Annotated in this window: 20 protein-coding genes and 2 tRNA genes; 3 read left to right on the plus strand and 19 right to left on the minus strand. The window is 66.3% G+C overall.

All coding sequences use genetic code 11. From position 1 onward, the window contains the following. Positions 1 to 33 precede the first annotated feature (33 nt). Positions 34 to 2,124, plus strand: a complete 2,091-nt coding sequence (gene recG / locus ACWIDZ_RS14735) for an ATP-dependent DNA helicase RecG (protein ID WP_453989962.1) — start codon at positions 34 to 36, stop codon at positions 2,122 to 2,124. A 35-nt stretch (positions 2,125 to 2,159) separates the two neighbouring features. On the opposite strand, the gene ACWIDZ_RS14740 is transcribed toward recG, so the two are convergent. The 3 genes from ACWIDZ_RS14740 to ACWIDZ_RS14750 all read right to left on the minus strand — a co-directional run bounded on the left by ACWIDZ_RS14740 (position 2,160) and on the right by ACWIDZ_RS14750 (position 5,259). Continuing rightward, complete coding sequence (locus ACWIDZ_RS14740) at positions 2,160 to 2,732, minus strand: DUF2497 domain-containing protein (protein ID WP_453989960.1); 573 nt, start codon at positions 2,730 to 2,732, stop codon at positions 2,160 to 2,162. Between the two features lie 162 nt (positions 2,733 to 2,894). Next, positions 2,895 to 4,469: a TolC family outer membrane protein gene (locus ACWIDZ_RS14745; protein WP_453989958.1), complete on the minus strand. Its 1,575-nt coding sequence runs from the start codon at positions 4,467 to 4,469 to the stop codon at positions 2,895 to 2,897. 160 nt (positions 4,470 to 4,629) lie between these two features. Then, a complete protein-coding gene (locus ACWIDZ_RS14750; protein ID WP_291775808.1) occupies positions 4,630 to 5,259 on the minus strand; it encodes a protein-L-isoaspartate O-methyltransferase family protein in 630 nt (209 codons plus the stop codon). 131 nt (positions 5,260 to 5,390) lie between these two features. Here ACWIDZ_RS14750 and ACWIDZ_RS14755 point away from each other — a divergent pair. Continuing rightward, positions 5,391 to 5,464: transfer RNA gene (locus ACWIDZ_RS14755), tRNA-Cys, on the plus strand. Between the two features lie 55 nt (positions 5,465 to 5,519). On the opposite strand, the gene ACWIDZ_RS14760 is transcribed toward ACWIDZ_RS14755, so the two are convergent. Then, positions 5,520 to 6,329, minus strand: coding sequence for a TrmH family RNA methyltransferase (locus tag ACWIDZ_RS14760; protein ID WP_453989955.1), 810 nt, complete (start codon positions 6,327 to 6,329; stop codon positions 5,520 to 5,522). Between the two features lie 111 nt (positions 6,330 to 6,440). Between ACWIDZ_RS14760 and ACWIDZ_RS14765 the strand changes: the two genes are divergently transcribed. After that, positions 6,441 to 6,515 (plus strand) — tRNA-Asn (locus ACWIDZ_RS14765). Here ACWIDZ_RS14765 and ACWIDZ_RS14770 read toward each other — a convergent pair. The 15 genes from ACWIDZ_RS14770 to ACWIDZ_RS14840 all read right to left on the minus strand — a co-directional run bounded on the left by ACWIDZ_RS14770 (position 6,501) and on the right by ACWIDZ_RS14840 (position 21,121). Beyond that, positions 6,501 to 8,054 (minus strand): recombinase family protein, encoded by a 1,554-nt coding sequence (locus tag ACWIDZ_RS14770; RefSeq protein ID WP_453989953.1) that lies wholly within the window; start codon positions 8,052 to 8,054, stop codon positions 6,501 to 6,503. The two genes, ACWIDZ_RS14765 and ACWIDZ_RS14770, sit on opposite strands and share 15 nt — an antisense overlap. Positions 8,055 to 8,265: 211 nt before the next feature. Continuing rightward, on the minus strand, positions 8,266 to 8,526 hold the full coding sequence (locus ACWIDZ_RS14775; protein WP_253107876.1) for a hypothetical protein: 261 nt from the start codon (positions 8,524 to 8,526) through the stop codon (positions 8,266 to 8,268). Then, entirely contained in the window at positions 8,516 to 8,854 is a 339-nt protein-coding gene (locus tag ACWIDZ_RS14780; protein ID WP_253107877.1) for a DUF736 domain-containing protein, read from the minus strand. Before ACWIDZ_RS14780 ends, ACWIDZ_RS14775 begins: the two co-directional genes overlap by 11 nt. 1 nt (position 8,855) lies before the next feature. After that, the gene (locus tag ACWIDZ_RS14785; RefSeq protein WP_200165115.1) at positions 8,856 to 9,071 is read right to left on the minus strand and encodes a DUF2274 domain-containing protein; all 216 of its coding nucleotides are present in this window, start codon (positions 9,069 to 9,071) and stop codon (positions 8,856 to 8,858) included. A gap of 13 nt (positions 9,072 to 9,084) precedes the next feature. Then, a complete protein-coding gene (locus ACWIDZ_RS14790; protein ID WP_453989950.1) occupies positions 9,085 to 10,320 on the minus strand; it encodes a TrbI/VirB10 family protein in 1,236 nt (411 codons plus the stop codon). Beyond that, positions 10,317 to 11,303: a P-type conjugative transfer protein TrbG gene (gene trbG / locus ACWIDZ_RS14795; protein WP_453989948.1), complete on the minus strand. Its 987-nt coding sequence runs from the start codon at positions 11,301 to 11,303 to the stop codon at positions 10,317 to 10,319. Before trbG ends, ACWIDZ_RS14790 begins: the two co-directional genes overlap by 4 nt. Beyond that, on the minus strand, positions 11,300 to 12,064 hold the full coding sequence (trbF, locus tag ACWIDZ_RS14800) for a conjugal transfer protein TrbF (protein ID WP_253107881.1): 765 nt from the start codon (positions 12,062 to 12,064) through the stop codon (positions 11,300 to 11,302). The genes trbG and trbF overlap by 4 nt, the downstream gene beginning before the upstream one ends. Position 12,065: 1 nt before the next feature. Continuing rightward, positions 12,066 to 13,421 carry a P-type conjugative transfer protein TrbL gene (gene trbL, locus ACWIDZ_RS14805; RefSeq protein ID WP_453989946.1) on the minus strand — a complete coding sequence of 452 codons (1,356 nt, stop codon included), beginning with the start codon at positions 13,419 to 13,421 and terminating at the stop codon, positions 12,066 to 12,068. Between the two features lie 10 nt (positions 13,422 to 13,431). Continuing rightward, complete coding sequence (gene trbJ / locus ACWIDZ_RS14810; RefSeq protein ID WP_453989944.1) at positions 13,432 to 14,160, minus strand: P-type conjugative transfer protein TrbJ; 729 nt, start codon at positions 14,158 to 14,160, stop codon at positions 13,432 to 13,434. Continuing rightward, a complete protein-coding gene (gene trbE / locus ACWIDZ_RS14815; protein ID WP_453989942.1) occupies positions 14,157 to 16,631 on the minus strand; it encodes a conjugal transfer protein TrbE in 2,475 nt (824 codons plus the stop codon). Before trbE ends, trbJ begins: the two co-directional genes overlap by 4 nt. After that, positions 16,625 to 16,882 carry a VirB3 family type IV secretion system protein gene (locus ACWIDZ_RS14820; RefSeq protein WP_253107885.1) on the minus strand — a complete coding sequence of 86 codons (258 nt, stop codon included), beginning with the start codon at positions 16,880 to 16,882 and terminating at the stop codon, positions 16,625 to 16,627. The genes trbE and ACWIDZ_RS14820 overlap by 7 nt, the downstream gene beginning before the upstream one ends. Continuing rightward, complete coding sequence (locus tag ACWIDZ_RS14825) at positions 16,879 to 17,226, minus strand: TrbC/VirB2 family protein (protein ID WP_346508375.1); 348 nt, start codon at positions 17,224 to 17,226, stop codon at positions 16,879 to 16,881. The genes ACWIDZ_RS14820 and ACWIDZ_RS14825 overlap by 4 nt, the downstream gene beginning before the upstream one ends. Further along, positions 17,223 to 18,188, minus strand: a complete 966-nt coding sequence (gene trbB, locus ACWIDZ_RS14830; protein WP_346508748.1) for a P-type conjugative transfer ATPase TrbB — start codon at positions 18,186 to 18,188, stop codon at positions 17,223 to 17,225. The genes ACWIDZ_RS14825 and trbB overlap by 4 nt, the downstream gene beginning before the upstream one ends. A gap of 38 nt (positions 18,189 to 18,226) precedes the next feature. Next, positions 18,227 to 18,628, minus strand: a complete 402-nt coding sequence (locus ACWIDZ_RS14835; protein ID WP_453989940.1) for a ribbon-helix-helix domain-containing protein — start codon at positions 18,626 to 18,628, stop codon at positions 18,227 to 18,229. A gap of 459 nt (positions 18,629 to 19,087) precedes the next feature. Continuing rightward, positions 19,088 to 21,121, minus strand: coding sequence for a conjugal transfer protein TraG (locus ACWIDZ_RS14840; RefSeq protein WP_453989938.1), 2,034 nt, complete (start codon positions 21,119 to 21,121; stop codon positions 19,088 to 19,090). Positions 21,122 to 21,302 lie beyond the last annotated feature (181 nt).

Below are 21,302 nucleotides of genomic sequence, written 5' to 3' on the forward strand. Positions count from 1 at the left end.
CAGACGCCGCTGCGCCAGCTATGCTGCGTCATCATGAGGCCCGAGATTCTCTTTCCCCTGTTCGCGGACGTCACCACGCTGAAAGGCGTGGGCCCGCGCAGCGCGCCCCTGGTGCAGAAGGTGGCGGGTCCGCTGGTGCGCGACGTGCTGTTCCTGTCGCCCAGCGGCGTGATCCAGCGCCGCCGAACCACGGCGATGGAGGCCGTCGATGGCGAGATCGGCGTCTTCGAGGTGACGATCGACCGCCTGATCCCGCCGCACAAACACGGCGCGCCGATCAAGGTGCGGGCCATCGACGAGACGGGCTTCATCCACCTGATCTGGTTCGCCGGATCGCCGCGCCATATCGAGAGCCTGGCTCCGCGCGGATCGCGGCGGCTGGTGACCGGCAAGGTCGAGCGCTTCAACAGCGAAGTCCAGATCGCGCACCCCGACTACATCCTGCCCGTCGAGAAGGCGGACGAGATTCCGCTGTCAGAGCCCGTCTATCCGGCGACGCAGGGGCTGACCTCGCGTCAGATCCGCAAGCTGGCGCAGGGCGCGCTGGCTCTCGCGCCCGAATTGCCCGAATGGCAGGAGCCGAACTGGCTGTCGGCGCGGCGATGGAGCGGCTGGCGCGCGGCGCTGGAGGCCCTGCACGCGCCCGCGAACGAAGCCGACCTCGCGCCCGACACGCCGGTGCGCCAGCGCCTGGCCTATGACGAACTGTTCGCGCATCAACTGGCTCTGGCGCGCCGTCGCCGCGCTCGCCAGATCACGCCCGCCGCCCGCATCGCACCGGGCGAGGCGTCGGCGCGGATGCTGGCCGCCCTGCCCTTCGCCCTGACCGGCGCGCAGCAACAGGCCATTGCCGAAATCCGCGCCGATCTGACCTCGGGCGAGCAGATGGGGCGACTGCTTCAAGGCGACGTCGGCTCGGGCAAGACGGTGGTCGCCGCGCTGGCCCTGGCTGATGCGGCCTCCAGCGGCTTTCAGGCCGCCCTGATGGCGCCGACCGAGATTCTGGCGCGCCAACACCATGACAAGCTGTCGCCCCTGCTAGATCAGGCGGGCGTGTCCAGCCTGCTGCTGACCGGGCGCGACACTGCGGCCGAGCGACGCGGCAAGCTGGCCGCCCTCGCGTCCGGCGAGGCTCAGGTCGCCATCGGCACCCACGCCCTGTTCCAGGACGCCGTGCAGTTCCACCGACTGGCGCTGGCAGTCATCGACGAGCAGCATCGCTTCGGCGTGCGCGAGCGTCAGCGTTTGCAGGCCAAGGGCGACCCGGCTCTGGGCGGGGTCCACCTGCTGACCATGTCGGCGACGCCGATCCCGCGCACGCTGGAGCTGACCCAATACGGCGAGCTGGAAGTCAGCCGTTTGATGGAGAAGCCGCCCGGCCGCACGCCCGTGACCACGGCCGTCCTGCCACTGGCGCGCATCGGCGAGGTCGCGAAGCGTCTGAAGGCGGCGGTCGAGGCTGGCGCTCAGGCCTATTGGATCTGTCCTCTGGTGGCGGAATCCGAAGCCATCGACCTGGCCGCCGCCGAGGATCGGGCCGAAGACCTGCGCAAGCTGCTGGGAACCGAGGTCGGTCTCGCTCACGGCCAGATGCCGGGCGCCGAGCGCGAGGCGGTGATGGCCGAGTTTGCGGCGGGCCGTCTGCCCCTTCTGGTCGCCACGACCGTGGTCGAGGTCGGTGTCGACGTGCCGAACGCCTCCATCATGGTGATCGAACACGCCGACCGCTTCGGTCTGGCCCAGCTTCACCAACTGCGCGGGCGCGTGGGGCGCGGCGCCAAGGCCAGTTCCTGCATCCTGCTGTACGGCGGCGAGGACGGCGCCTTGGGCGAAACGGCGAAGGAGCGGCTGGAGACCCTGCGCCGCACCGAGGACGGCTTCGTCATCGCCGAGGAGGACTTCCGTCTGCGCGGCGGCGGCGACCCGCTGGGCCTGAAGCAGAGCGGCTTCCCGGCCTATCGCTTCGCCGATCCGATCCGGCATCGGTCGCTGCTGCTGGCGGCGGCGGACGATGCGCGCCTGCTGCTGGGCCGCGATCCCGACCTGACCAGCGAGCGCGGCCAGGCCGTGCGCCTGCTGGAAGCCCTGTTCGACTGGAAAAACGAACGCCCCTCAGCGGACTGAGGGGCGTCGTAAATCTCGGCGATGTCCTGAAGCGATCAGCCTGCGTTGCGGGCGATGCGTTCGACTTCCTTGCGGACCTGCGCCTCAACGATGGCGGGCAGGTTGGCGTCCAGCCAATCCTTCAGCATCGGGCGCAGCATCTCGCGGACCATGGATTCGACCGTATTGCCGCTCATGAAGTTCATGTCGGCGGCCGAAGCGATCGGCGCAGGTTCAGGCTTCTGGAAGCTGGCGGCCAGACCGGCGAAGGCCGAAGCGGCGCTGGCGGCGGCGGTTTCGCCGACCAGGGTTTCGACCTCGGCCGCAGCGACTACGGGCTGCGGCGCGGCTGGCGCGGCCTCGGTCGGGAACGGCGCGGCGTCCGCCACATCCAGATCGCCGATGGCTTCGGCGGCCGGCGCCTCATAGGGTTCGGTCAGTTCCAGCACTTCGTCCTCGACCGGAGCGGGCTCCGGCTCGGTGACGACGGGCTCGGGCTCCGGCGCCGGCTCGGGCGTCGCCTCCGCCGCCGGGGCGGTTTCGACCGGAGCGTCGTCTTCAGAGATGATCCGGCGAATCGACGCCAGAATCTCTTCCATCGTCGGTTCCTGGGCGGCTTGTTCGGTCATGTCGGAACCTCAACCTGGGTCGCTCGAACGGGGACGATCGCCAACCGATGCGGACTAAGGCAGGCGACGATGGGGACCGAGCCGCAAGACTCGCCTCCCCCTTCGAATCCTGTCGTCGCATCAACGCCCGTCGGAATCAACGGACGTTTTGTCGTTCGACCATCAGCCTTGGGGAGCAGTGCGAACCACTTCGCCCTTCAGCTGGCGGTCGACCGGGGCGTCCTCGACATCGACGGCGGGCGTCGTCGCCGGGGCGGCGATGCGGTCGATGGCTTCGATCACGCCGTCCCAGGGCAAGGCGCCGCGGTTCCGCACGGCGCGATAATTGTCCGACGGGTCGTAAGCGTCGATCGTCGGATCCAGGTTAGGGCCGCCCAGACGGCCCATGGCGGCCAGAAGCTGGGCCTGAGCGACATATTCATTGCGACGCGCGCTGGTCAGGGCGACCTCCGCGTTCCGCAGCTCCAGTTCCTGGTTCAGCACGTCCAGGGTGGTGCGCAGGCCCACCTGGGCTTCCTGACGCACGCCCTCGGCGGCCACCGAGGCGGCGCGCACCGCCTGTTCGCCCGCTAGGACGCTGGAACGCGCCGAAGCGCTTTGAGCATAGGCTGAACTGACCGATTGCAGCACCGCGCGACGCTCGCCCTCGACATTGATCTGGGCGGCGTTGGCGCGTTCCAGCGCCTGGGCCACCCGCGAACGGTTCAGGCCGCCCGTGAACAGCGGCACGGACACTGTGGCCCCGGCCGTAAAGCTGGTGCGGTCGCCCAGGTCGAAGCCCGACAGGTCATTGGCCGTCCCGCCATAGGAGGCGTTCAGGCGCGCCGAAGGCAGATATTCCGACCTCGCCGCGGCAACATTGGCCTCAGCCGCGCGCTGGGCATGGATGGCGGACAGTACGCCGGGATTCTCGGCCAGTCCGACGTCCATCGCGCCGTCAAAGTCGGTCGGCAGACCCGGCAGCATCGGCAGAGTCTGCAGATTGGACGGCGCCTGTCCCACAACGGCGGCATAGGCCGCGCGCGAAACCGACAGCTGCGCCTGAGCGCTGGCCAGGTCGGATTCGGATTGCGCCAGACGCGCTTCGGACTGGGCGACGTCGGTGAGAGTGATCTCGCCGACCTCGAAACGGGCGTTCGATTCGTCCAGTTGCCGCCGGAGGACCGCCAGGTTCTCCTGACGGATACGCAGGATTTCAAGATCGCGGGTGACGTCGGCATAGGCCTGGATGACCGACACCATCACCTGTTGCTCGACGTCGCGCAGGTTCTCGCGGCCGGCCAAGACATTGGCCTCGGCGGCGGAAATGCCGTGCGATACGCGGCCAGCGGTCCAGATGTTCTGGCTCAGGCTGACGCTGGCGGTGGCGCCGTCGCTTTCGATCGTGCCGCCCGTGGTGCTGCTGCTGCCCGGCAGCGTACCGGTCGCATCGGGCACGCCGTCGCCGTCGGTGTCGATGGGAAAGGTCTGACCGGGGATCGTCGTGGTGACGCGATCACTGCGCGTGCGGCTGTAGTCGACGCCCGCCGAAGCATTGATCGTCGGACGCAGACCGGCGCGAGCCTGGACGATGCTCTCGTCGAGGGCGCGTTGGTTCGCCCGCTGCGCCAGCAGGGTCGGATTGGTGCGATAGGCAAGGCCGATGGCTTCCTGCAGCGACTCGGCAAGGACCGGCGTCGCCCCCATCGTCAATGCGACCAGTGCGACCGAAGCGAGCGCGCGCGAGCGTTTCAACATGAACCTGTCCCTGCCTGACGCCCCCATCCGGCGCGCCTGTACTGCCTTGTACCGGCGTAGTTGGGGGCTATGCGCCCCCGACGCCAGTTAAGTTTTTTTCACGCAGCGCGACGCCCCTTCCGTCGCACCGCTGAACGCCTTTTACGGCGCGAACGTCAGCCTAGAGCGCGAACGCGGGGGCCGGAACCATTTCCGCCAGCAGGTCCGGCGCCGCGTCGAACAGCTCGCGCCGCGAAACGCCTTCGCGCCCGCGTACATAGAGCACCGCGGTGCCGCTGGCGCCTTCACGCTCCACCACGGCCAGACGGCCGCCGGGACGCAGAGCCGCAATCCACGATTCGGGGCGCTCGATCACCGCTCCCTCGCTGATGATCAGGTCATAGCCTTCGCCGTGCGGCTGGCCCAGAGGCGCCACGACGGTCTCGACCCCGGCCTCGGCCAGAGCGGCGCCGACCACGTCGAACACGGCCGCATCCGATTCCTGCGCCGTCACGGTCAGCCCCATGTGCGCCAGCACGGCCGCAGCGTAAGGCGCGGCGATCGCCAGAGCCTTCTCACCGGCGCGAGCGTCCAATCCCTGCAGCAGCTTGGCCACATCACGCGGCAACATCAGGCGGCGGCCGCCGGCGATTTCCGGCTCGACGTCGGCATAGGCCGAGAAGGCGCGGTCGGCGGCGCAGAATCGCTCGCGCTCCACGGCGCCGATGGCGGCGTGCAGCTGACGGTCGGTGACGTCGTTCACGCGGACCTGCGAGTCCAGCATCACCTTGCGGGCGGCGGCGAAATCCATAATCCGAAGTCCTTCAGGTCGGCTCAGGCGAAGAAATGTGACGCGCTTATAGGTCCGTGCGTTGCAGCGGACAATCCGATCTGATAGCTGACGGCCCTCGCGATGGCGGGGCCTCTGAAATACGGGGTCGCGGCCTGATGGCGGAGTGGTGACGCAGAGGACTGCAAATCCTTGCACCCGGGTTCGATTCCCGGTCAGGCCTCCATCGCGATGAAACATCGAGAAAGCCGCTCTTCGGGGCGGCTTTCTTGCTTTCAGCCCTACGCCTGCCTCGCCGTCGTCACGTGATGCAGCGCCACGGCGCTGGTCGCCGCCACGTTCAGCGAATCAAACCCTCCCGCCATAGGGATGCCGACGGGACGACAGCGCGCGATGATCTCGCGCGGCAACCCCGGCCCCTCGCTGCCCAACAGGATCGCCGTGCGGCGCGCCGGCTTCATGTCCGCCAGCGCCTGATCCGCCGACGGCGTCAGGGCCAACACCTCGAATCCCCTGCCCTGCAGCAGGTCGATAATCGCCTCGGCGTCTAGCCCTGCCGCCATAGGCGTTCGCAGGACCGCGCCGACCGAAACCCGGATCGCCTTCCGGTAGAAGGGGTCGCAACAGGTTCGATCCAGGAACACCGCCGCCGCTCCGAAGGCGGCGGCGTTGCGGAACAGGCCGCCCATATTGTCATGGTTGCCGATCCCGGACGCCACAACCGCCACGGCGTGCTCGGGCAAACTGTCCAACAAGACGTCTGGCGCTATCGGTTCCGGCTTGCGCCCCAGGGCGAGGATGCCCCGGTGCAGATCGAACCCAGCCACCGCGTTCAGCACGTCCTGAGGCGCCGCATGGACCGGCACATCGTCCGGCAGACCCTCCAGCACCTGCCTCAACCCCGCCAATCGCTTCTCCGCGATGAGAACGGACACCGGTGCGCAGCGTGACGCCTCGGACGCCAGGACGCGCAGCACCACCTCCCCCTCGGCGACGAACAGCCCCTGCCGCCCCGTCAGGTCGCGCTCCTTCACATCGCGAAAGGCGGCGATGCGCGGGTCATCAGGATGAAGAACAGGAATGGGCGTCATGCCGAACCTTGTAGCGCAGGGCTTTCCGAAAAAATTTGGCGATTTCTGCCTTTTACCGGTTGCATGAATCGAAATGGCGCTGCTATACGCCGGCCTCCCCCGAGGGGATGTTCCGCGGTAGCTCAGTGGTAGAGCAGCCGACTGTTAATCGGCTGGTCGTAGGTTCGAATCCTACCCGCGGAGCCATTTCTCATTTTCGGGCAAATCGCCCGTTTCCCCCTTCTTTGGGAGGGTGGATTGGGCGATGGTTTCCGACAACAAATCAAATGGTTGACGGAACTTTGCCGTAAGCTCTCCATGGGCCCAGGAGCAGTTCGAAAGTACGAGATTCAGCACCCTTCGCTTCTCTGAAGCGGAGGCCCGCTCGAAGAGATCGTGTGCTTCCCGTCCGAGACGGATCAGCGCAATCCCGTTATCGATATACTCGTCATCAGCGCTATGGTGCCGCTCAATGTCCTTCAGGCAACGATCCCGCTCCTCGCGCCATACGATTTGCATCCGGCGATAGAAGTCGTCGGAGATCACCCCGTCGAGTTTGTCTTCGTACATTCGCTCGATGCGAGCCTGTAGCCGATCGGCCTCGCCGCGGAGCCGCTCAATCGCCGCCCTACGCTCGCGGGTTTCATCCTGGAGACTTTCGCGCAAGGCGCGTTGGATCAGTTCAAAAGCAGCATCATCGAATCGCAGTTGCCGCAACAGTCCGGCGAATCGCTGCTCCAGCACCTCCTCGCGGACATACGGCTCGCCGCATTTTCCTTTGAAGCCCGTGCAGTGGTAATAAATGTATCGCTGCTTTTTGATCTCAGCGACCATCGCGCAACCACAATGACCGCACGTCATCATGCCGGTGAACGGAAAGTCGTTTACGCTGGCGCGAATGTTGGCCGCCTTGCGCCCATCTAGGACATCCTGAACCGCGCCCCAAAGGTCCTTGGAAACCAACGGCGCGTGGGAGCCCTGATAGACCTTGTCCAGCCATTCGAAGGCGCCGGTATAAATTCGGTTCCGCAGGATCGTATGGACCGTGCTTACGCCTATGGGAGCGCCACTCTTCCGGTAGGTCAGGCCAGCCTGCCGAGCCTTCTTGGAAACGTCCTTTAGCGAGTATTGGCCCGTAGAATACCACTCATATAGGCGCTGAACGAGCGGACCGAGCGCCGGATCGATGGTGATGATCTTCTTACCGTTCGGACCTTCGACGTTCAGGTAGCCGATCGGTGCGACTGTCGGCCACAGGCCCTGTTCGGCCTTCTCCAACATGCCCTTTCGGGTTTCTTCCGACAGATTGTCGATATAGTTTTTCGCCATCAGCACCTTGATGCCGTGCATGAACTTTTCTGAAGAGCGGGAGTCCTGCGAGAGGACGACGCCCTCTTTTACGAAATGAATTTCGATGTCGAGGTCGTCGACCGTCACCCAATCCTTGAGATTGCGATAGAGTCGGTCGGTCTTTTCGACCAGAAGCGTCCGAACTGTAGGGTGCCGGCGAACGTATTGCAGCATTTCGTTGAAGCTGGTGCGCCCGCTCTTCTTGGCGGTTTCAACGTCGACAAATTCCCGCGCCACCTGAATATCGTTTGCATCGGCGTAGTCTTTCATCAGCTTGGTTTGAGCCGGGATGGAAAATCCTTCCCGATCCTGCTCCTTCGATGAAACACGAGCATACATAACAGCCCGTCTTATCTCGATAACTGGTGCAGAACGCGCGACTTTCCGACTGGCCATATCTGTCTCCCGCTAAGGTCGCCGAGCAAAGGCGATAACGGCGCGGCAACGGCTCAATCCAGAAAAGAGCATCAACAACGCCGGACGCAGAATCCTAGCGACCCAGCAGAACCAATCAAGCAAATAACTCGAAAACCTAAGAATGTTGCTATATATTTCAATTACATACGAAAATGTACTGCAACGCGACACCAGGGCGTGATCCGTCTCATCACTCCTTCTTGCGTGACTTTGGAATAGACCGTCCAGGCTTTGCTCTGCGCTTCGAATCCCATTCGATCAGGATACGAAAGAAGTCCGTCAGATCGGCGAGCATCGCCCGCGCCTCGACTTCTGAAACTTCCCCTATCGACTGCTTCTGGAAGTGCGCTTGCGCGTCACGCGCGAGATCCGCGGAAAAGTGGCCGCCGCGCCGCGACGGACGAACGTCTTTCTTCGGGATGGACGACACAGAGCGGCGGTCAGGGTTCATCGTCCCAATCCCGCATCCGGTGCTGGCGGCTGCAGACCAGCTCGGCGGTGGCGCCGTCCGGCGCTGGAAACAGGGTCGCACGCTTCGGCTCCGACCAGGGGTCGTTCAACCGAACGCGGAGATAGTCTCGCGGATTCTCTCCCCGCGACGTCGCTTTCCAGGCCTCGCCGACGCGCGACCAGCCGAGCATGACGACATAGTCCGGCGAGTTGTCGTTTCGACGGTCGTCGTTCGGAACGAACCTGATTTTCCGGTCGATGAGGAGGGTTTCGATGCGGCCTTCCCAGCCGCCCTGCTTGGTCGGCTTGAACTTTCCGATGACGCCCATCTCAGCCTCCCTTCGCCTTCAGCGCCTTGGCGAACTCCCTGTCGCCGGCGAGGAAGACTTCGAGCATCGCCGGGATAAGGTCCGCGGTTTCGGCTTTGTCGCCGTATGCCTCGCGATAAACGGCGGCGTAGTCGGCCAGCGACCGATGAAGGTCCGGCGTCACGGTGATGGTGAGCTTGATCGGCGTCCGATCAGGCAGTTTGCCGAGCTTCAGCATTGGGTCTCTCCTCTCAGCGGGCCCACGGACGCAGCACGAGATCCTTGTGGACGATCACGCGCAGTGGAAATCCGGGGCGGATGGTGATGGTGGGTTGGACGTCGAGATTCCGGGTGACGATCTGTTGCCCGGCCTGACTGCTGGACTGCTGGGTCGACTCGCGGATGGCCCGGACGAGGTCGCTCTCGCCGTCGATGGTCAGCTCCGTTCCGACCCCGAGCAGGGTGGAAAGCGCGACGCCCTTGAGGAGTCGCCATGTATGGAAATCCACCTTGTCGGCGAGCCCGGCGTAGCCCGCGGCATCCGTCGCAGGGAAGTTGTCGAGCTGAATCGAAGCGCCGTCAGGCAGGATGATGCGCTGCCAGACCAGAAGCGCCCGGCTCTGACCGAAGGCCACGACGCTGTCATAGGCGCCGATCAGCCGCGCGCCTTGTGGGATAAGCAGGATGCGGCCTGTCGCGGTGTCATAGACGTTCTCCGTGACCTGGGCGGTGACGAAGCCAGGGAGATCGGAGCGCAGACCCGTGACAAGACTGGCCGCGATGACGCTGCCGGCCATGATCTGATAGGGCGAAGCCGGCTCCTGAATGCGATGCGGGTTGATCGTCGAGGACGGCCCTTGCGCCACGAAATCGATCTTGCGCTGCTGGCCGTTCGGATCGCGTTGGGGATCGATGCCAGGCTGTCCCTCCCCTGCCCCGGCGGGCGCGACCGCCGCGACCGCCCCCATCTGGGCGGCTTCTGCCGTGGCGGGAGCCTGACGCGCGAGTTGCACCATCACGCCGGACTCGCGGGCCTGGCCCGCCTGCGCCGCCTGACGCTGACGCTCCGCCTCCAGCGCCTGTTCCTCCGCCGATAGCGGCGGCGCTTCCTCATCGAGGGACGCGCGGCCTCCCACGCGCTCGTCATCAAGGATCGCCCGTCCGAGGTCGCCCGGAAGCGGCGGCCCGAGTTGCGGTATGGAGCCGTAGTCGCCTGGGAGGTCCGCGACGGCGTCGGCGGTTGCGCGGTGATCCGTCACGACCGGCTCGTCAACGGGCTCTGCGACCCGAAGCGTCGCTGGCCCCAGCGCGAGCCAGGCAACGCCGGCGATCACCGCCGCCCCGGCCGCGGCGCCGCCGATTACGACGCTGCGTTTGAACCGGACGATGCGGCGCGGCGCGGCGCGCAAGGTAAAGGCGTCGGGTGACGACTTGGGCGCACCTTCACGAGGCGGGGTGGCCCGGGGCGTGTCGGGCTCGTCGATCATCGCGACGCCCTCCGGCCACGCCGCTGATCGCCATCGGTTCGGGTAATCCGCACGACCTCCTGCGGCGCTTCGCCCATGCGCAGTTCCGCCGCAGCGAACAGCCGGTCGACGATGTAATGGTGTCCGCTGACCCGGTAATTCACGAGTTGGGCGTCGCCGAGCGGGCCGACGACGAACAGCGGCGGCGCCTCGCCCTGATCGAGTCGGGCCGGAAATTCGATATAAACCTTCGCCCCGTCGTCCCAGGCGCGGAGCGGCCGCCACGGCGGCGCATCGCCGGTGATTGCATAGCGGAAGCGCAGGTTCTCGACGGCGACAGCGGGCGCGATAGTCTGCGCCGCCGCGGCCGCATCATTTCGCCGTTGCAGCGCCAACAACCGGTCCTGCGGATAGGTCCAGGAGATCGCCGCCATCGCGGTCGCATCGGTGCTTTCGAGCGCGAGGTGATAGGCGCGACGCGTCGTGGTGATGACCATGTTGGTGTGCAGCCCTGCCGCGAAGGGCTTGACCAGAACATGCACCCGCCGACGGTCGCCGGCCCCGCTCACCGTATCGCCGATGACCCAGCGCACAGTGTCGCCGGCGGAGACCGCGATCAGCTCCTCGCCCGGCTGAAGCGCAATGTCGCTGACTCGCTCCGGCGCGGCGTAGAGCCGGTAGAGCGCCCCCTCGGTCCAAGGGTAGACTTGCACGGCGTTGACGTAGCCCCCGCGCGACGGCTCCTGCGTCGCGGCGCGGTTTGCGGCCTCGACGCTGGCCGTGGGCGAGCCGGTCTCGCGGCGCGCGGAAGGCGCAGGCTGTAGTTGGCCCGGCAGCGGCAACGGAACCGGGGTTTCTACGATCTCGACCGGGGTCGGCGGTTCCGCCGCGACGACGGCGGGCTGGAAGTCGACGGGGTCGTAGGCGATGGCGGGCGGCGGGGTCTTCCCCGCGCACGCGGCGAGCGCCAGGGCGGAGACCCCTGCAAGCGGCAAACGGATCACGGCGTATCTCCTTCAGGGGCGGCGATGGAAGGGTTGGGAAACGGCGCCGCTCCGACCGGCGACTGCGTCGCCGCGGTCGTGTCGAGTTCGCGGGACCAGTCGATCGCGTTGACGAACAGACCAAGAGGGTTCTTGCGAAGCGCGTCCGCTGTCTTCGGCGCGCGAAAGACCGTCGTCAGGATCGCCGTCCAGCGCTCGGTCCTGGCAAGACTGCCCCGCTCATAGGTCTGCTCGACCCATTTCACCTGGAACGACGAATCCGATGCGCGCACGACGCTCGTGACCTGCACCGACACGCTGCGCTCGCCGATCATGGCGAACGGGTCGTTGGTGCGGGCGTATTCATTGAGAAACCGCGCCCCGCGGTCCGTGGCGAAGTCGTACGCCTCCAACCAGTTCTGCTTGACCAACACCGGATCGGTCGAGACGGAACGGACGTTGGCGACGAAGCGCGCGAGGTGCCAGATGATCTGGCCGTCGGTCGGACGATAGTTCTGGACGGCGGGCGCGACCGACCGCGCCTCGCCCAGCCGATCGACTTCCACCACATAGGGCGCTACGCGGCTCTGGGTCGACTGCCAGACATTGCCGGCCGCGAGGCCGCCGCTGATCACGAGGCAGCCGAAGGCCATCAGCCTCCAGTTGCGGGCCTGAACGCGGGCGGAGCCGATCCGGTCGTCCCACATCTGACCGGCCCGTTGGTAGGGCGTTTCCGGCTGCGGTGTCCGGCCATAGCGTTGGATGGGGCGCTTGAATTTCATGCTAATCGTCCTTCTGACTGAGGTCGGGATTGGCGGGCGCGCCCGGACGGTCGCCGTCCTTCACGGCCTGCGCGATCATGTGCCTTCGGTGACGGGACGCCTGTTCGCTACGCATGCGCTGCGCCCAGGCCGGAGCGCTGGATGTGTCGGCATGAGCGCCGGCGCTCCCGCCTGGGACGGCTGCGCCGGAGGCGGAGCCAGCGGGCCGCGCGCTGTTCATCGCGTTCCACGCCGCGTCCTGCCCCCTCTGGGCGCTCTCGCGAAACGGCTGCGAAAGGCGCGATCCGGCGTTCCGGGCGCCCTGCCTCAGCGCTCCCGCCGCGGCGCGAGCGACGCCTGACGCGCCCGCTCCGATGGTGGACTTTCCGGCGGCGTTCTGACCGAGTTGGTAAGAGGCGCGAGCCGCCGAGCCCATTGCGGTTCCCGCGCGAAGGCTCGCCATGCCGCCGGACGCCGCAGCGCCGAGCGCCCGTGCGCCGAGCGCGGCGCCGCCGGCTCCGAGGAGAGCGGCGCCCGCGACCGTGCCGACCGCCGCGCCCGCCCCGAGTTGCGGCGCGCCGGACACGAGGCCGGAGGCGACGCCCGGTCCGAAGATGGCGAGACCGAGCAGCGAAAGAGCGGCGAGAACAAGCGTCATCGCCGAAGCCACGTCCGGCTCGCCCGTCCCGGCGGAGAGAAACATTTCAAAGAAGCCGCCGCCGATGCCGACGATGACGGCAAGCACCATGACCTTAAGGCCCGACGAGACGACGTTGCCGAGCACCCGCTCGGCGAGAAAACTCGTCTTGTTGAACAGGGCGAACGGCACGAGCACGAAACCCGCCAGCGTCGTCAGCTTGAACTCGATGATCGTGAGGAAGAGCTGGATCGCGAGGATGAAGAAGGCCAGCACCACCACCAGCCAAGCGACGAACAGCACGAGGATCGACAGGGCGTTGCCGAAGAAGGCGGGGAAGCCGAGCATGTCCTTGATCGCGGTCAGCATCGGCTTGGCGGCGTCGAAGCCTACGGCAGCGAGCTTGCCCGGCTTCAGCAAGTCGTCGGGGCCGATCGTCCCGCCGCCCGCGGTGAGGCCGAGCCCGGCGAAACTGCGAAAGACGATGTCGCCGAGTTGCTGGAAGTTGCCGAGAATGAAGGCGAAGATTCCGACATAGAGGATCTTCTTCAGGAACCGGCCCAGGACGTCCTTGTCCGCGTCCATCGCCCACCACAGGCCGGCCAGCGTGATGTCGAGCCCGATCAGGATGGAGGTGAGAAAGGCGACGTCGCCGCCGAGCAAGCCGAACCCGCTGTCGATGTATTGCGAGAAGGCCGCCAGGAAGCGGTCGATGATGTTGAGGTCCGGGGCCGGGTCCATGGTGCGCGGCCTATTGCGGCGTATAGGCGGGGCGGGTTCCGATGAACCGCCGGGTCCGCTCGTGGGCCGCTTCCATGACCTGTCGCTGGCGCGCTTGTTCGATGGCGTCGGCGCGATACTGCGCCGCCATCATCGACTGAAGCTGAAGCTGCTGACGGGCGACGAGCGCCGCCAGTTGATTGCCGGCCTGCTGCGCCTGCAAGCCGCCGGTCGCGGCCTGGCTTTGCGCGACGAGATCGGTGAGCAAGGCGCCGTCGGCCCGGACGTTCTCGACGACCTGGGCCTGAACGCGCATCGTCTGACGATAGCCCTGCAAGGACGACTGGAGCCGGGCGCGCGCCTGCTGGACGATCTGGTCGGTGCTGAGGCTTCGATCGAATGTCTGCGGAAACTGTTCGCGCAGCGCCGCGTCGGTGGCGGCGACGTCGAAGGCGATGCCTTCGGCGCGAGCCATCAGGCCGTCGATGCGCTCGATGGAACGCGTGAGCTGGTCCAGCGAAGAGAAGTCCAGACGCTGGAGCTGGCGCGCCTGGTTCTGCAACATGGTCGCCTGGTTCTGAAGCGCGGTGATCTGGTTGTTGATCTGCTGGAGGGTGCGCGCGGCCGTCAGAACGTTCTGGCTGTAGTTGGTGACGTCGAAGACCTTGAGCTGGGCGTGGGCCGGCGAAACCGGCGCGAGCGCGCCGCCGGCGGCGACGGTCGAGGCCAGAACGGCGGCGATGAGGGTGCGGGAATTCATGAGGTCGGCTCCTTCTGCTGGTTGAATGGCTCGGCAGACGCCGCGCCGGGATAATCGCTGAGGAGGTCGGCGGCCCACGGAAGGCCGCGCTCGCGCAGGAAGGCCGCGCCGAATGCCTCGGGTCCCGCGTCTTTCAGGGCCGCGTCGCTTACTAGAGCGTCGATCAAGGCCTGGGTCGCGGGGTCGGACGCGCCGCAAAGCGCGAGCGCGACCGGGCCGAGCGCGAGTTCGAACAGCCGGTTTCCGCCGCGCGACTGGAGATAATAGTGCCGCTTGGGCGTCGCCCGGGCGATGAGTTCGACCTGACGCTCGTTCAGGCCGAAGCGTTCATAGGCGGCGCGGGACTGCGGCTCGACGGCCCGGTCGTTCGCCAGGAAAATGCGTTGCGGGCAGCTTTCGATGATGGCCGGCGCAATGCTGCTGTCGGCGATGTCAGCCAGAGACTGCGTGGCGAAGACGACGCTGACGTTCTTCTTTCGGAGCGTCTTCAGCCATTCGCGGATGCGTTGGGCGAAGGTCGGATTATCGAGATAGACCCAGGCTTCGTCGAGGATGAGCAGGGTCGGACGACCGTCGAACCGGGCTTCCAGGCGGTGGAAGAGATAGCTCAGCACCGGCAGGACAAGGCTGGGCGTGTCCATCAGGGTTTCGGTCTCGAAACACAGGACGTCGGCGAGGGTCAGCCGGTTTTCGGCGGCGTCGAGCAGTCGTCCGAACGGCCCTTCCAACGTCCACGGCGCGAGCGCAGATTTCAGCGCCTGCGATTGCAGCAGGACGGACAACCCTGTCAGCGTCCGCTCTTCCGGCGGCGCGCTGGAAAGGCTCGTCAACGCTGACCAGAGCATTTCCTTCAGCTCGGGCGTCACGATCAGTTTCTCATGGCTGAGAAGTTCGGCGATCCAGTCGGCGGCCCACGAGCGTTCAGCGTCGTCGTCGATGTTCCAGAGCGGCTGGAAGGCCAGCGCGTCCCCCTCCCCGAGCGCGATATGGTCGCCGCCCATCGCCAGCGTCGCCGCCCGCGCCGACAGCCCCTTATCGAAGATGTAGACCTGCGATCCGGCGTAGCGGCGAAACTGTAGGGCGAGCAGCGCCAACAGCACCGACTTGCCCGCGCCGGTCGGCCCGACGATGAGCATGTGGCCGACGTCGCCGATATGGGTCGACAGCCTGAACGGCGTCGCTCCGCGGGTCTCCGCATAGAGAAGCGGCGGACCGTCGAGGTGGACGTTTCGAACGGGCCCGGCCCAGACCGCGGACAACGGCATGAGGTGGGCGAGGTTCAACGTGTGGACGAGCGGCTGACGGACGTTGGCATAGACATGGCCGGGGAGGCTTCCGAGCCAGGCTTCGACCGCATTGACGGACTCGCGGATGCAGGTGAAGCCGAGCCCGTTGACGATCCGCTCGACGATGCGGACCTTATTTTCGGCCGCGCCGCGATCGACGTCGGACACGGTGACGGTCGTGGTCAGATAGCCGAAGGCGACATGGTCGCCGCCAAGCGCCTGCAAGGCGAGGTCCGCATCGACCACCTTATTGTCGGCGTCGGTGTCGGTGAGCGGGACCGGCTCGTTGGTCATCACCTCGCGCATCAACTGCGCGATCGACTTGCGCTTGTTGAACCATTGGCGCCGGATCTTGGTCAGCGCCTTGTTCGCCTCGGTCTTGTCGAGACAGATGAAGCGGGTCGCCCAACGATAGGCGAAGTCCTGATGATTGAGCGCGTCGAGCAGGCCGGGACGGGTCGCGTTGGGAAAGCCCAGGATCGTGACGGTCCGCAGATGCTCGTCGCCCAGCATCGGCTTGATGCCGCCCGACAGAGGGGTGTCGACGAGAAGACCGTCCAGATGCATCGGTGTCGACGGTGCGGCGATCGGATGCCGCCGCGTCGAGATCGTCGCGTGGAGAAATGACAGCGTTTCTGCGTCATCAAGGCCACGCACCATCGGCATGAAACCGGAGAGGAGATCGAGGACGCGATCGGACTCGGCGACGAACGCCCGCAGCTCTTGAAGCCAATCGCGGCCGATGTCCGGGGTGTCCCGCTCCAGAAGCGCGCGCTCCGCGCGATTGACCTGATCGGCGGGCGGCAAGTAGCAGAGCGTGAGATGAAAGCGGCTCTCGAAATGCTGCCCGCGCCGTCCATCGAAATGCGCCCGCCGCTCTTCATCCACCAGCCAGGACGCCGCATCGGGAAAGGCGCTGTCGGGGTAGCCGAGCGCTTCGACGCGGACCGCATCGAAGAACAGCGCCCAGCCCGAGCCGAGACGGCGCAAGGCGTTGTTCGCCCGCGCGCAGACCGAAACCAGTTCGGCCTCCGTCGCGGATTCGAGATCGGGACCTCGAAAGTGCAAGGTGCGCTGGAACGCCCCATCCTTGTTGAGGACCACGCCGGGCGCGACCAGGGCCGCCCAGGGCAGATGATCGGCGAGAAGGTCGGCGGTGCGGCGGTATTCTCCCAGGTTCAGCATGACCACCACCCCTTCTGCCGGAGGTGGCGGACGCCGACGGCGGCGAAGTCCGGGTCCCGCTTGGCGGCGAAGACCGCGAGGCTGTGTCCGACGAGCCAGATGATGAGGCCGGCGATCCACTGCTGGAGACCGAGCCCTATCGCGGCGGCGAGCGTCCCGTTGAGGATCGCCACGCCGCGCGGCGCGCCGCCGAGCAGGATCGGCTCGGTCAGCGCGCGATGCAGCGGAACCTCGAAGCCTTCGACACTCATGCGATGAGCGCTCCGCCGCCGAAGGAGAAGAAGGACAGGAAGAAGCTCGAGGCGGCGAAGGCGATCGACAGGCCGAACACGATCTGGATCAGCTTGCGAAAGCCGCCCGAGGTTTCTCCGAACGCCAGGGCGAGCCCGGTCGTGATGATGATGAGGACCGCGACGATCTTGGCGACCGGCCCCTGAACCGACTCCAGCACCTTCTGGAGCGGTTCTTCCCAGGGCATGCCGGAGCCTGCCGCCAGCGCGACCGCCGGAATGAGAAGGACGCTGACCGCGGCGAGGGACAGGGTGGCGCCGGGCGTCTTCGGGGCGACCAGGCGGGCATTCGAGGAACGCGTCATGGGAGTTCTCCTCTGAGAAGGGCCTTGAGTTGAGGGGGATTGAGGTCGGTCACGGCGTAGGCGCCGTCGCTGTCGAGGCCCGTCACCTCGGCGACGGTCTCGATCCGCCGCCCGACGCCCCGACCGCGGATGAAGACGACGAGATCGATGGCCTCGGCGATCAGGCGGCGCGGCACGGTGACGACGCCTTCGGCGACGAGTTGTTCGAGCCGGTAGAGCGCGGCGTGCGCCGAGTTGGCGTGGAGAGTGGCGATCCCGCCCGGATGGCCGGTGTTCCAGGCCTTGAGCATGTCGAGCGCTTCGGCCCCCCGCACCTCCCCGACCACGATCCGATCGGGCCGAAGGCGAAGGGTCGAGCGCACGAGTTCGGCCATGCCGGCGACGCCGGGCCGCGTACGCAGCGGGACGGTGTCCGCCGCCGCGCATTGCAGCTCGCGGGTGTCCTCGATGAGGATGATCCGTTCGTCGAGCCCGGCCATCTCGGCGAGCAGCGCATTTGCGAAAGTCGTCTTCCCGGACGAGGTGCCGCCGGCGATCAGGATGTTCTTGCGATCCACGACCGCACGCCGAAGGACGTCGGCCTGAACCGGCGCGAGCATCCCGTCCGCGATATAGTCGATAAGGCGATGGACCTTCACGGCGGGCTTACGGATCGCGAAACAGGGCGCAGTGGCGATCGGAGGGAGAAGGCCTTCGAACCGTTCGCCGCCGCTCCCGCCGGGCGACGTCGGAAGTTCAGCCGAGACGATGGGCGCGTTAGGATGGACTTCCGCACGGACGTGATCGGCGACGAGACGGACAATCCGTTCAACGTCATGCGGCGTCATCCTCACGCCGGTGTCGATGCGGCCTTCGCCGAGCCGATCCAGCCGCAACGCGCCGTCCGGATTGACCATGATCTCGATGACCACAGGATCGGCCAGTGCTTCGGCGATCGCGGGCCCCATCGCCGTACGCAGCATAGCGCGGCGTCGGCCGAAGGTGACGGGGTTGGCGCCGGTCACGCCGCGTCCTCCTGGACGGTCGGCATGTCGCTCGCCTCAGTCCCGGCGATGCGTCGCCCGACCTGATCGATGAATTTCTGGAAGCGTTCGCGCCCGACCGCGCGGGCGGCCGCATCAGGCTCGGGAATCTGCGCGGTGAGGCTGAACTGGAAGCTGAGGAAGAGCGAGACGCTTTCCAGCAGCACGTTCATGTCGCGGGCGAGACGCCGCTGATCCGCCGAGATGCGGTCGAGACGCAGCTTCAGCAGGTCGTCGACCTCGCGCATTCCACGGCGACGGAGATGCTCGCGCAGCGCGCCCGCAACGATCGCCGATTTCGACGTCCCCGGTCCACGCGCGAGCCGATCGAGCTCGGCGGTGAGTTCGTCGTCGAGATAAACGTGGTGGCGCGGCTTCATGCCCGTTCCACCGGGGCAGGAAACCGGCTGACTTGGGCGCCTTTGGCACGATTGTTCATGAGCCTCGTCCGTCGGCCGTCGCGACGCGCGACGGGTCGACACGAAGATCAGGCGAGGCGGCTTAGGCCGTTACCCCTGTTATTCTCACGCAAATGCACGGACGCAGTCGATGACGGCGCTTATCATCATCCGCATTACTCAACCCTGGCAGCCGCCTGCTGCGACTTCAGCTTTAGGGACGGATTTCAGGATCGCCTTCGATCGCCTCTGGCCATAGCCTCGGTCATGGGCGGAGGACGTGACCGCTGTCACGAGACAACAGGACGGGACGACGTAGATCTTGTTACCGTCGTTCCTAGATGCGAACGAAACGGTAATGTCGGTATCGGCGAGGCGCATCGCCAAGCGTGGTGCATCTCGTCGTCCCCTTGGGATCGGAGTACGCCAGGAATGCACGACCTAGAAATCGGGCAGCAGATCGTCTCCCTTGCCTCTCGCCTCATTCATCGCGTGAGCGCGCGCGACATTGCTCAGCGCCGTCATCGCGCGCCGATCCAGCGCCGGATCGCCATCGTCCTCGCCGGGCGCAGCCGCGTCGTGAACTTCGGGCTCGCGCATCGCGTCGGCGCCTTCCTCGGCAAGCCCCGGATGTCTTTGCTGTTGAAGACCGCCCTCCTCTGCGATCGCCGCGATCAGGCCGTCCTCATCCGGCGCGGCGAGCGCGACATGCGGTTCGCGCACCTGACCGCCCCAATCGTCGGAACGCGCAGCGGGGCGGTCGGCATAGCCATCGTCCGCGAGTGCGGGAGGGCGCAGAACCCGTGACTTGAAGTTCCGGTCCTCATAGTAGCGCAGCTTCTTCGCCCGGATCGGCGCGAGGCCGGACACCATCACCAACTCGTCGGAAGGCGGAAGCTGCATGATCTCGCCGGGCGTCAACAGCGGGCGCGCCGTCTCCTGCCGGCTGACCATGACATGGCTGAGCCAGGGTGCGAGGCGGTGGCCGGCGTAATTGCGCTGGGCGCGCAGCTCCGTGGCGGTGCCGAGCGCGTCGGATATCCGCTTGGCGGTCCTCTCGTCGTTCGAACTGAAGGCGATGCGTACGTGGCAGTTGTCGAGGATGGCGTTATTTTCGCCATAGGCCTTCGAAATCTGGTTGAGGCTCTGCGCAATCAGATAGGCGCGAATGCCGTAGCCGGCCATGAAGGCGAGCGCCGTCTCGAAGAAGTCCAGCCGGCCGAGGGCGGGAAACTCATCGAGCATCATCAGCAGGTCGTGCCGCCGGCTCTTCTTCGGATCGCCCTCCAGCCGTTCGGTCAGGCGCCGTCCGATCTGGTTGAGGATCAGGCGGACAAGGGGCTTGGTGCGGCTGATGTCGGACGGCGGAATGACGAGGTAGAGCGAGACCGGCGCCGCAGCATCCACGAGGTCGGCGATGCGCCAATCGCAGGCCGAGGTCGTCTCCGCCACAACCGGATCTCGGTAGAGGCCGAGGAACGACATCGCCGTGGACAGAACGCCGGACCGCTCGTTCTCCGACTTGTTCAGCACCTCCCGCGCCGCTGACGCAACGACCGGATGAACGATCGGATTTTCAGGGACGCCGAGATGGTTGGTCTCCATCATCCGGCGCAGGGTATGGGCGAAGCTGCGCTGAGGATCGGACAGGAAGCTGGCCACACGCGCGAGTGTCTTCTCCTCCTCCGCATAGAGGACGTGGAGGATCGCGCCGACCAGAAGGGAGTGGCTGGTTTTCTCCCAGTGGCTGCGCCGCTCAAGCGCACCGTCCGGGTCGACGAGGATATCGGCGATGTTCTGCACATCGCGCACCTCGTCCGGGCCTTTGCGCACCTCCAGGAGAGGATTGTAGCGCGCGGAGCGCGGGTCGGTGGGGTTGAACAACAAACAATGCGAAAAGCACGCGCGCCATCCCGCGGTCAGCGTCCAGTTCTCGCCCTTGATATCGTGGATGACGGCCGATCCGGCCCACGACAGCAAGGTGGGAACGACGAGTCCAACGCCCTTGCCCGAACGGGTCGGAGCAAAGGCCATGACATGCTCAGGGCCGTCGTGGCGAAGATAATCGCCGTCCTTCGCCCCGAGGAAGACGCCGGTGTCGCCGAGCAGCCCGGCCCGGCCGATTTCGCGGGGAGTCGCCCAGCGCGAGGACCCGTAAGTCGTGACCTTCCGGTTCTGGCGCGCGCGCCAAAGCGATCCAACGACGGCGGCGGCGCAGGCCATGAAGCCGGAGGTGCCGGCCAGCGCCCCCGCTTTGTTGAAGACGTCAGGCGCATAGGCCTCGTAGTGGAACCACCAGCCGAATAGCGCCCAGGGTCGGTAAATTGGCGTGTCGAATGCGACGAACAGAGGGAGGCCAAGTTGCGGCTGATGCCCAAGCATCGCAGCGGCCCATTGCGTCGCCCCCCACACCCCGAGGATCACGATCGCGAAACAAACGAAAATCTGTCCGGCAAGAAGCTTGGTGGGGGTCATGAGCGCTCTCCACGCCCCGCGCGGAAGCCAGCGAAGCTCGCTCACACCATCAAGGCGCCCGTAATCGACGCAATCGCGCTTATCCGCACCCAACTGCACCGGCCGTCATAAGAGTTCGTGCGAAAGGTCGCCGCCCGTCGTCCGAGAAATTTCCGAACCGGTAGAGACAAGCTTTACAGTT

This window comes from Brevundimonas sp. NPDC055311, from assembly GCF_053645695.1.

Coding starts and splice junctions, on each gene's coding strand:
- recG (WP_453989962.1), top strand. CDS start 34: ATGAGGCCCGAGATTCTCTTTCCCCTGTTCGCGGACGTCACCACGCTG.
- ACWIDZ_RS14740 (WP_453989960.1), bottom strand. CDS start 2,732: ATGACCGAACAAGCCGCCCAGGAACCGACGATGGAAGAGATTCTGGCG.
- ACWIDZ_RS14745 (WP_453989958.1), bottom strand. CDS start 4,469: ATGTTGAAACGCTCGCGCGCGCTCGCTTCGGTCGCACTGGTCGCATTG.
- ACWIDZ_RS14750 (WP_291775808.1), bottom strand. CDS start 5,259: ATGGATTTCGCCGCCGCCCGCAAGGTGATGCTGGACTCGCAGGTCCGC.
- ACWIDZ_RS14760 (WP_453989955.1), bottom strand. CDS start 6,329: ATGACGCCCATTCCTGTTCTTCATCCTGATGACCCGCGCATCGCCGCC.
- ACWIDZ_RS14770 (WP_453989953.1), bottom strand. CDS start 8,054: ATGGCCAGTCGGAAAGTCGCGCGTTCTGCACCAGTTATCGAGATAAGA.
- ACWIDZ_RS14775 (WP_253107876.1), bottom strand. CDS start 8,526: ATGAACCCTGACCGCCGCTCTGTGTCGTCCATCCCGAAGAAAGACGTT.
- ACWIDZ_RS14780 (WP_253107877.1), bottom strand. CDS start 8,854: ATGGGCGTCATCGGAAAGTTCAAGCCGACCAAGCAGGGCGGCTGGGAA.
- ACWIDZ_RS14785 (WP_200165115.1), bottom strand. CDS start 9,071: ATGCTGAAGCTCGGCAAACTGCCTGATCGGACGCCGATCAAGCTCACC.
- ACWIDZ_RS14790 (WP_453989950.1), bottom strand. CDS start 10,320: ATGATCGACGAGCCCGACACGCCCCGGGCCACCCCGCCTCGTGAAGGT.
- trbF (WP_253107881.1), bottom strand. CDS start 12,064: ATGAAATTCAAGCGCCCCATCCAACGCTATGGCCGGACACCGCAGCCG.
- trbL (WP_453989946.1), bottom strand. CDS start 13,421: ATGGACCCGGCCCCGGACCTCAACATCATCGACCGCTTCCTGGCGGCC.
- trbJ (WP_453989944.1), bottom strand. CDS start 14,160: ATGAATTCCCGCACCCTCATCGCCGCCGTTCTGGCCTCGACCGTCGCC.
- trbE (WP_453989942.1), bottom strand. CDS start 16,631: ATGCTGAACCTGGGAGAATACCGCCGCACCGCCGACCTTCTCGCCGAT.
- ACWIDZ_RS14820 (WP_253107885.1), bottom strand. CDS start 16,882: ATGAGTGTCGAAGGCTTCGAGGTTCCGCTGCATCGCGCGCTGACCGAG.
- ACWIDZ_RS14825 (WP_346508375.1), bottom strand. CDS start 17,226: ATGACGCGTTCCTCGAATGCCCGCCTGGTCGCCCCGAAGACGCCCGGC.
- trbB (WP_346508748.1), bottom strand. CDS start 18,188: ATGCTGCGTACGGCGATGGGGCCCGCGATCGCCGAAGCACTGGCCGAT.
- ACWIDZ_RS14835 (WP_453989940.1), bottom strand. CDS start 18,628: ATGAAGCCGCGCCACCACGTTTATCTCGACGACGAACTCACCGCCGAG.
- ACWIDZ_RS14840 (WP_453989938.1), bottom strand. CDS start 21,121: ATGACCCCCACCAAGCTTCTTGCCGGACAGATTTTCGTTTGTTTCGCG.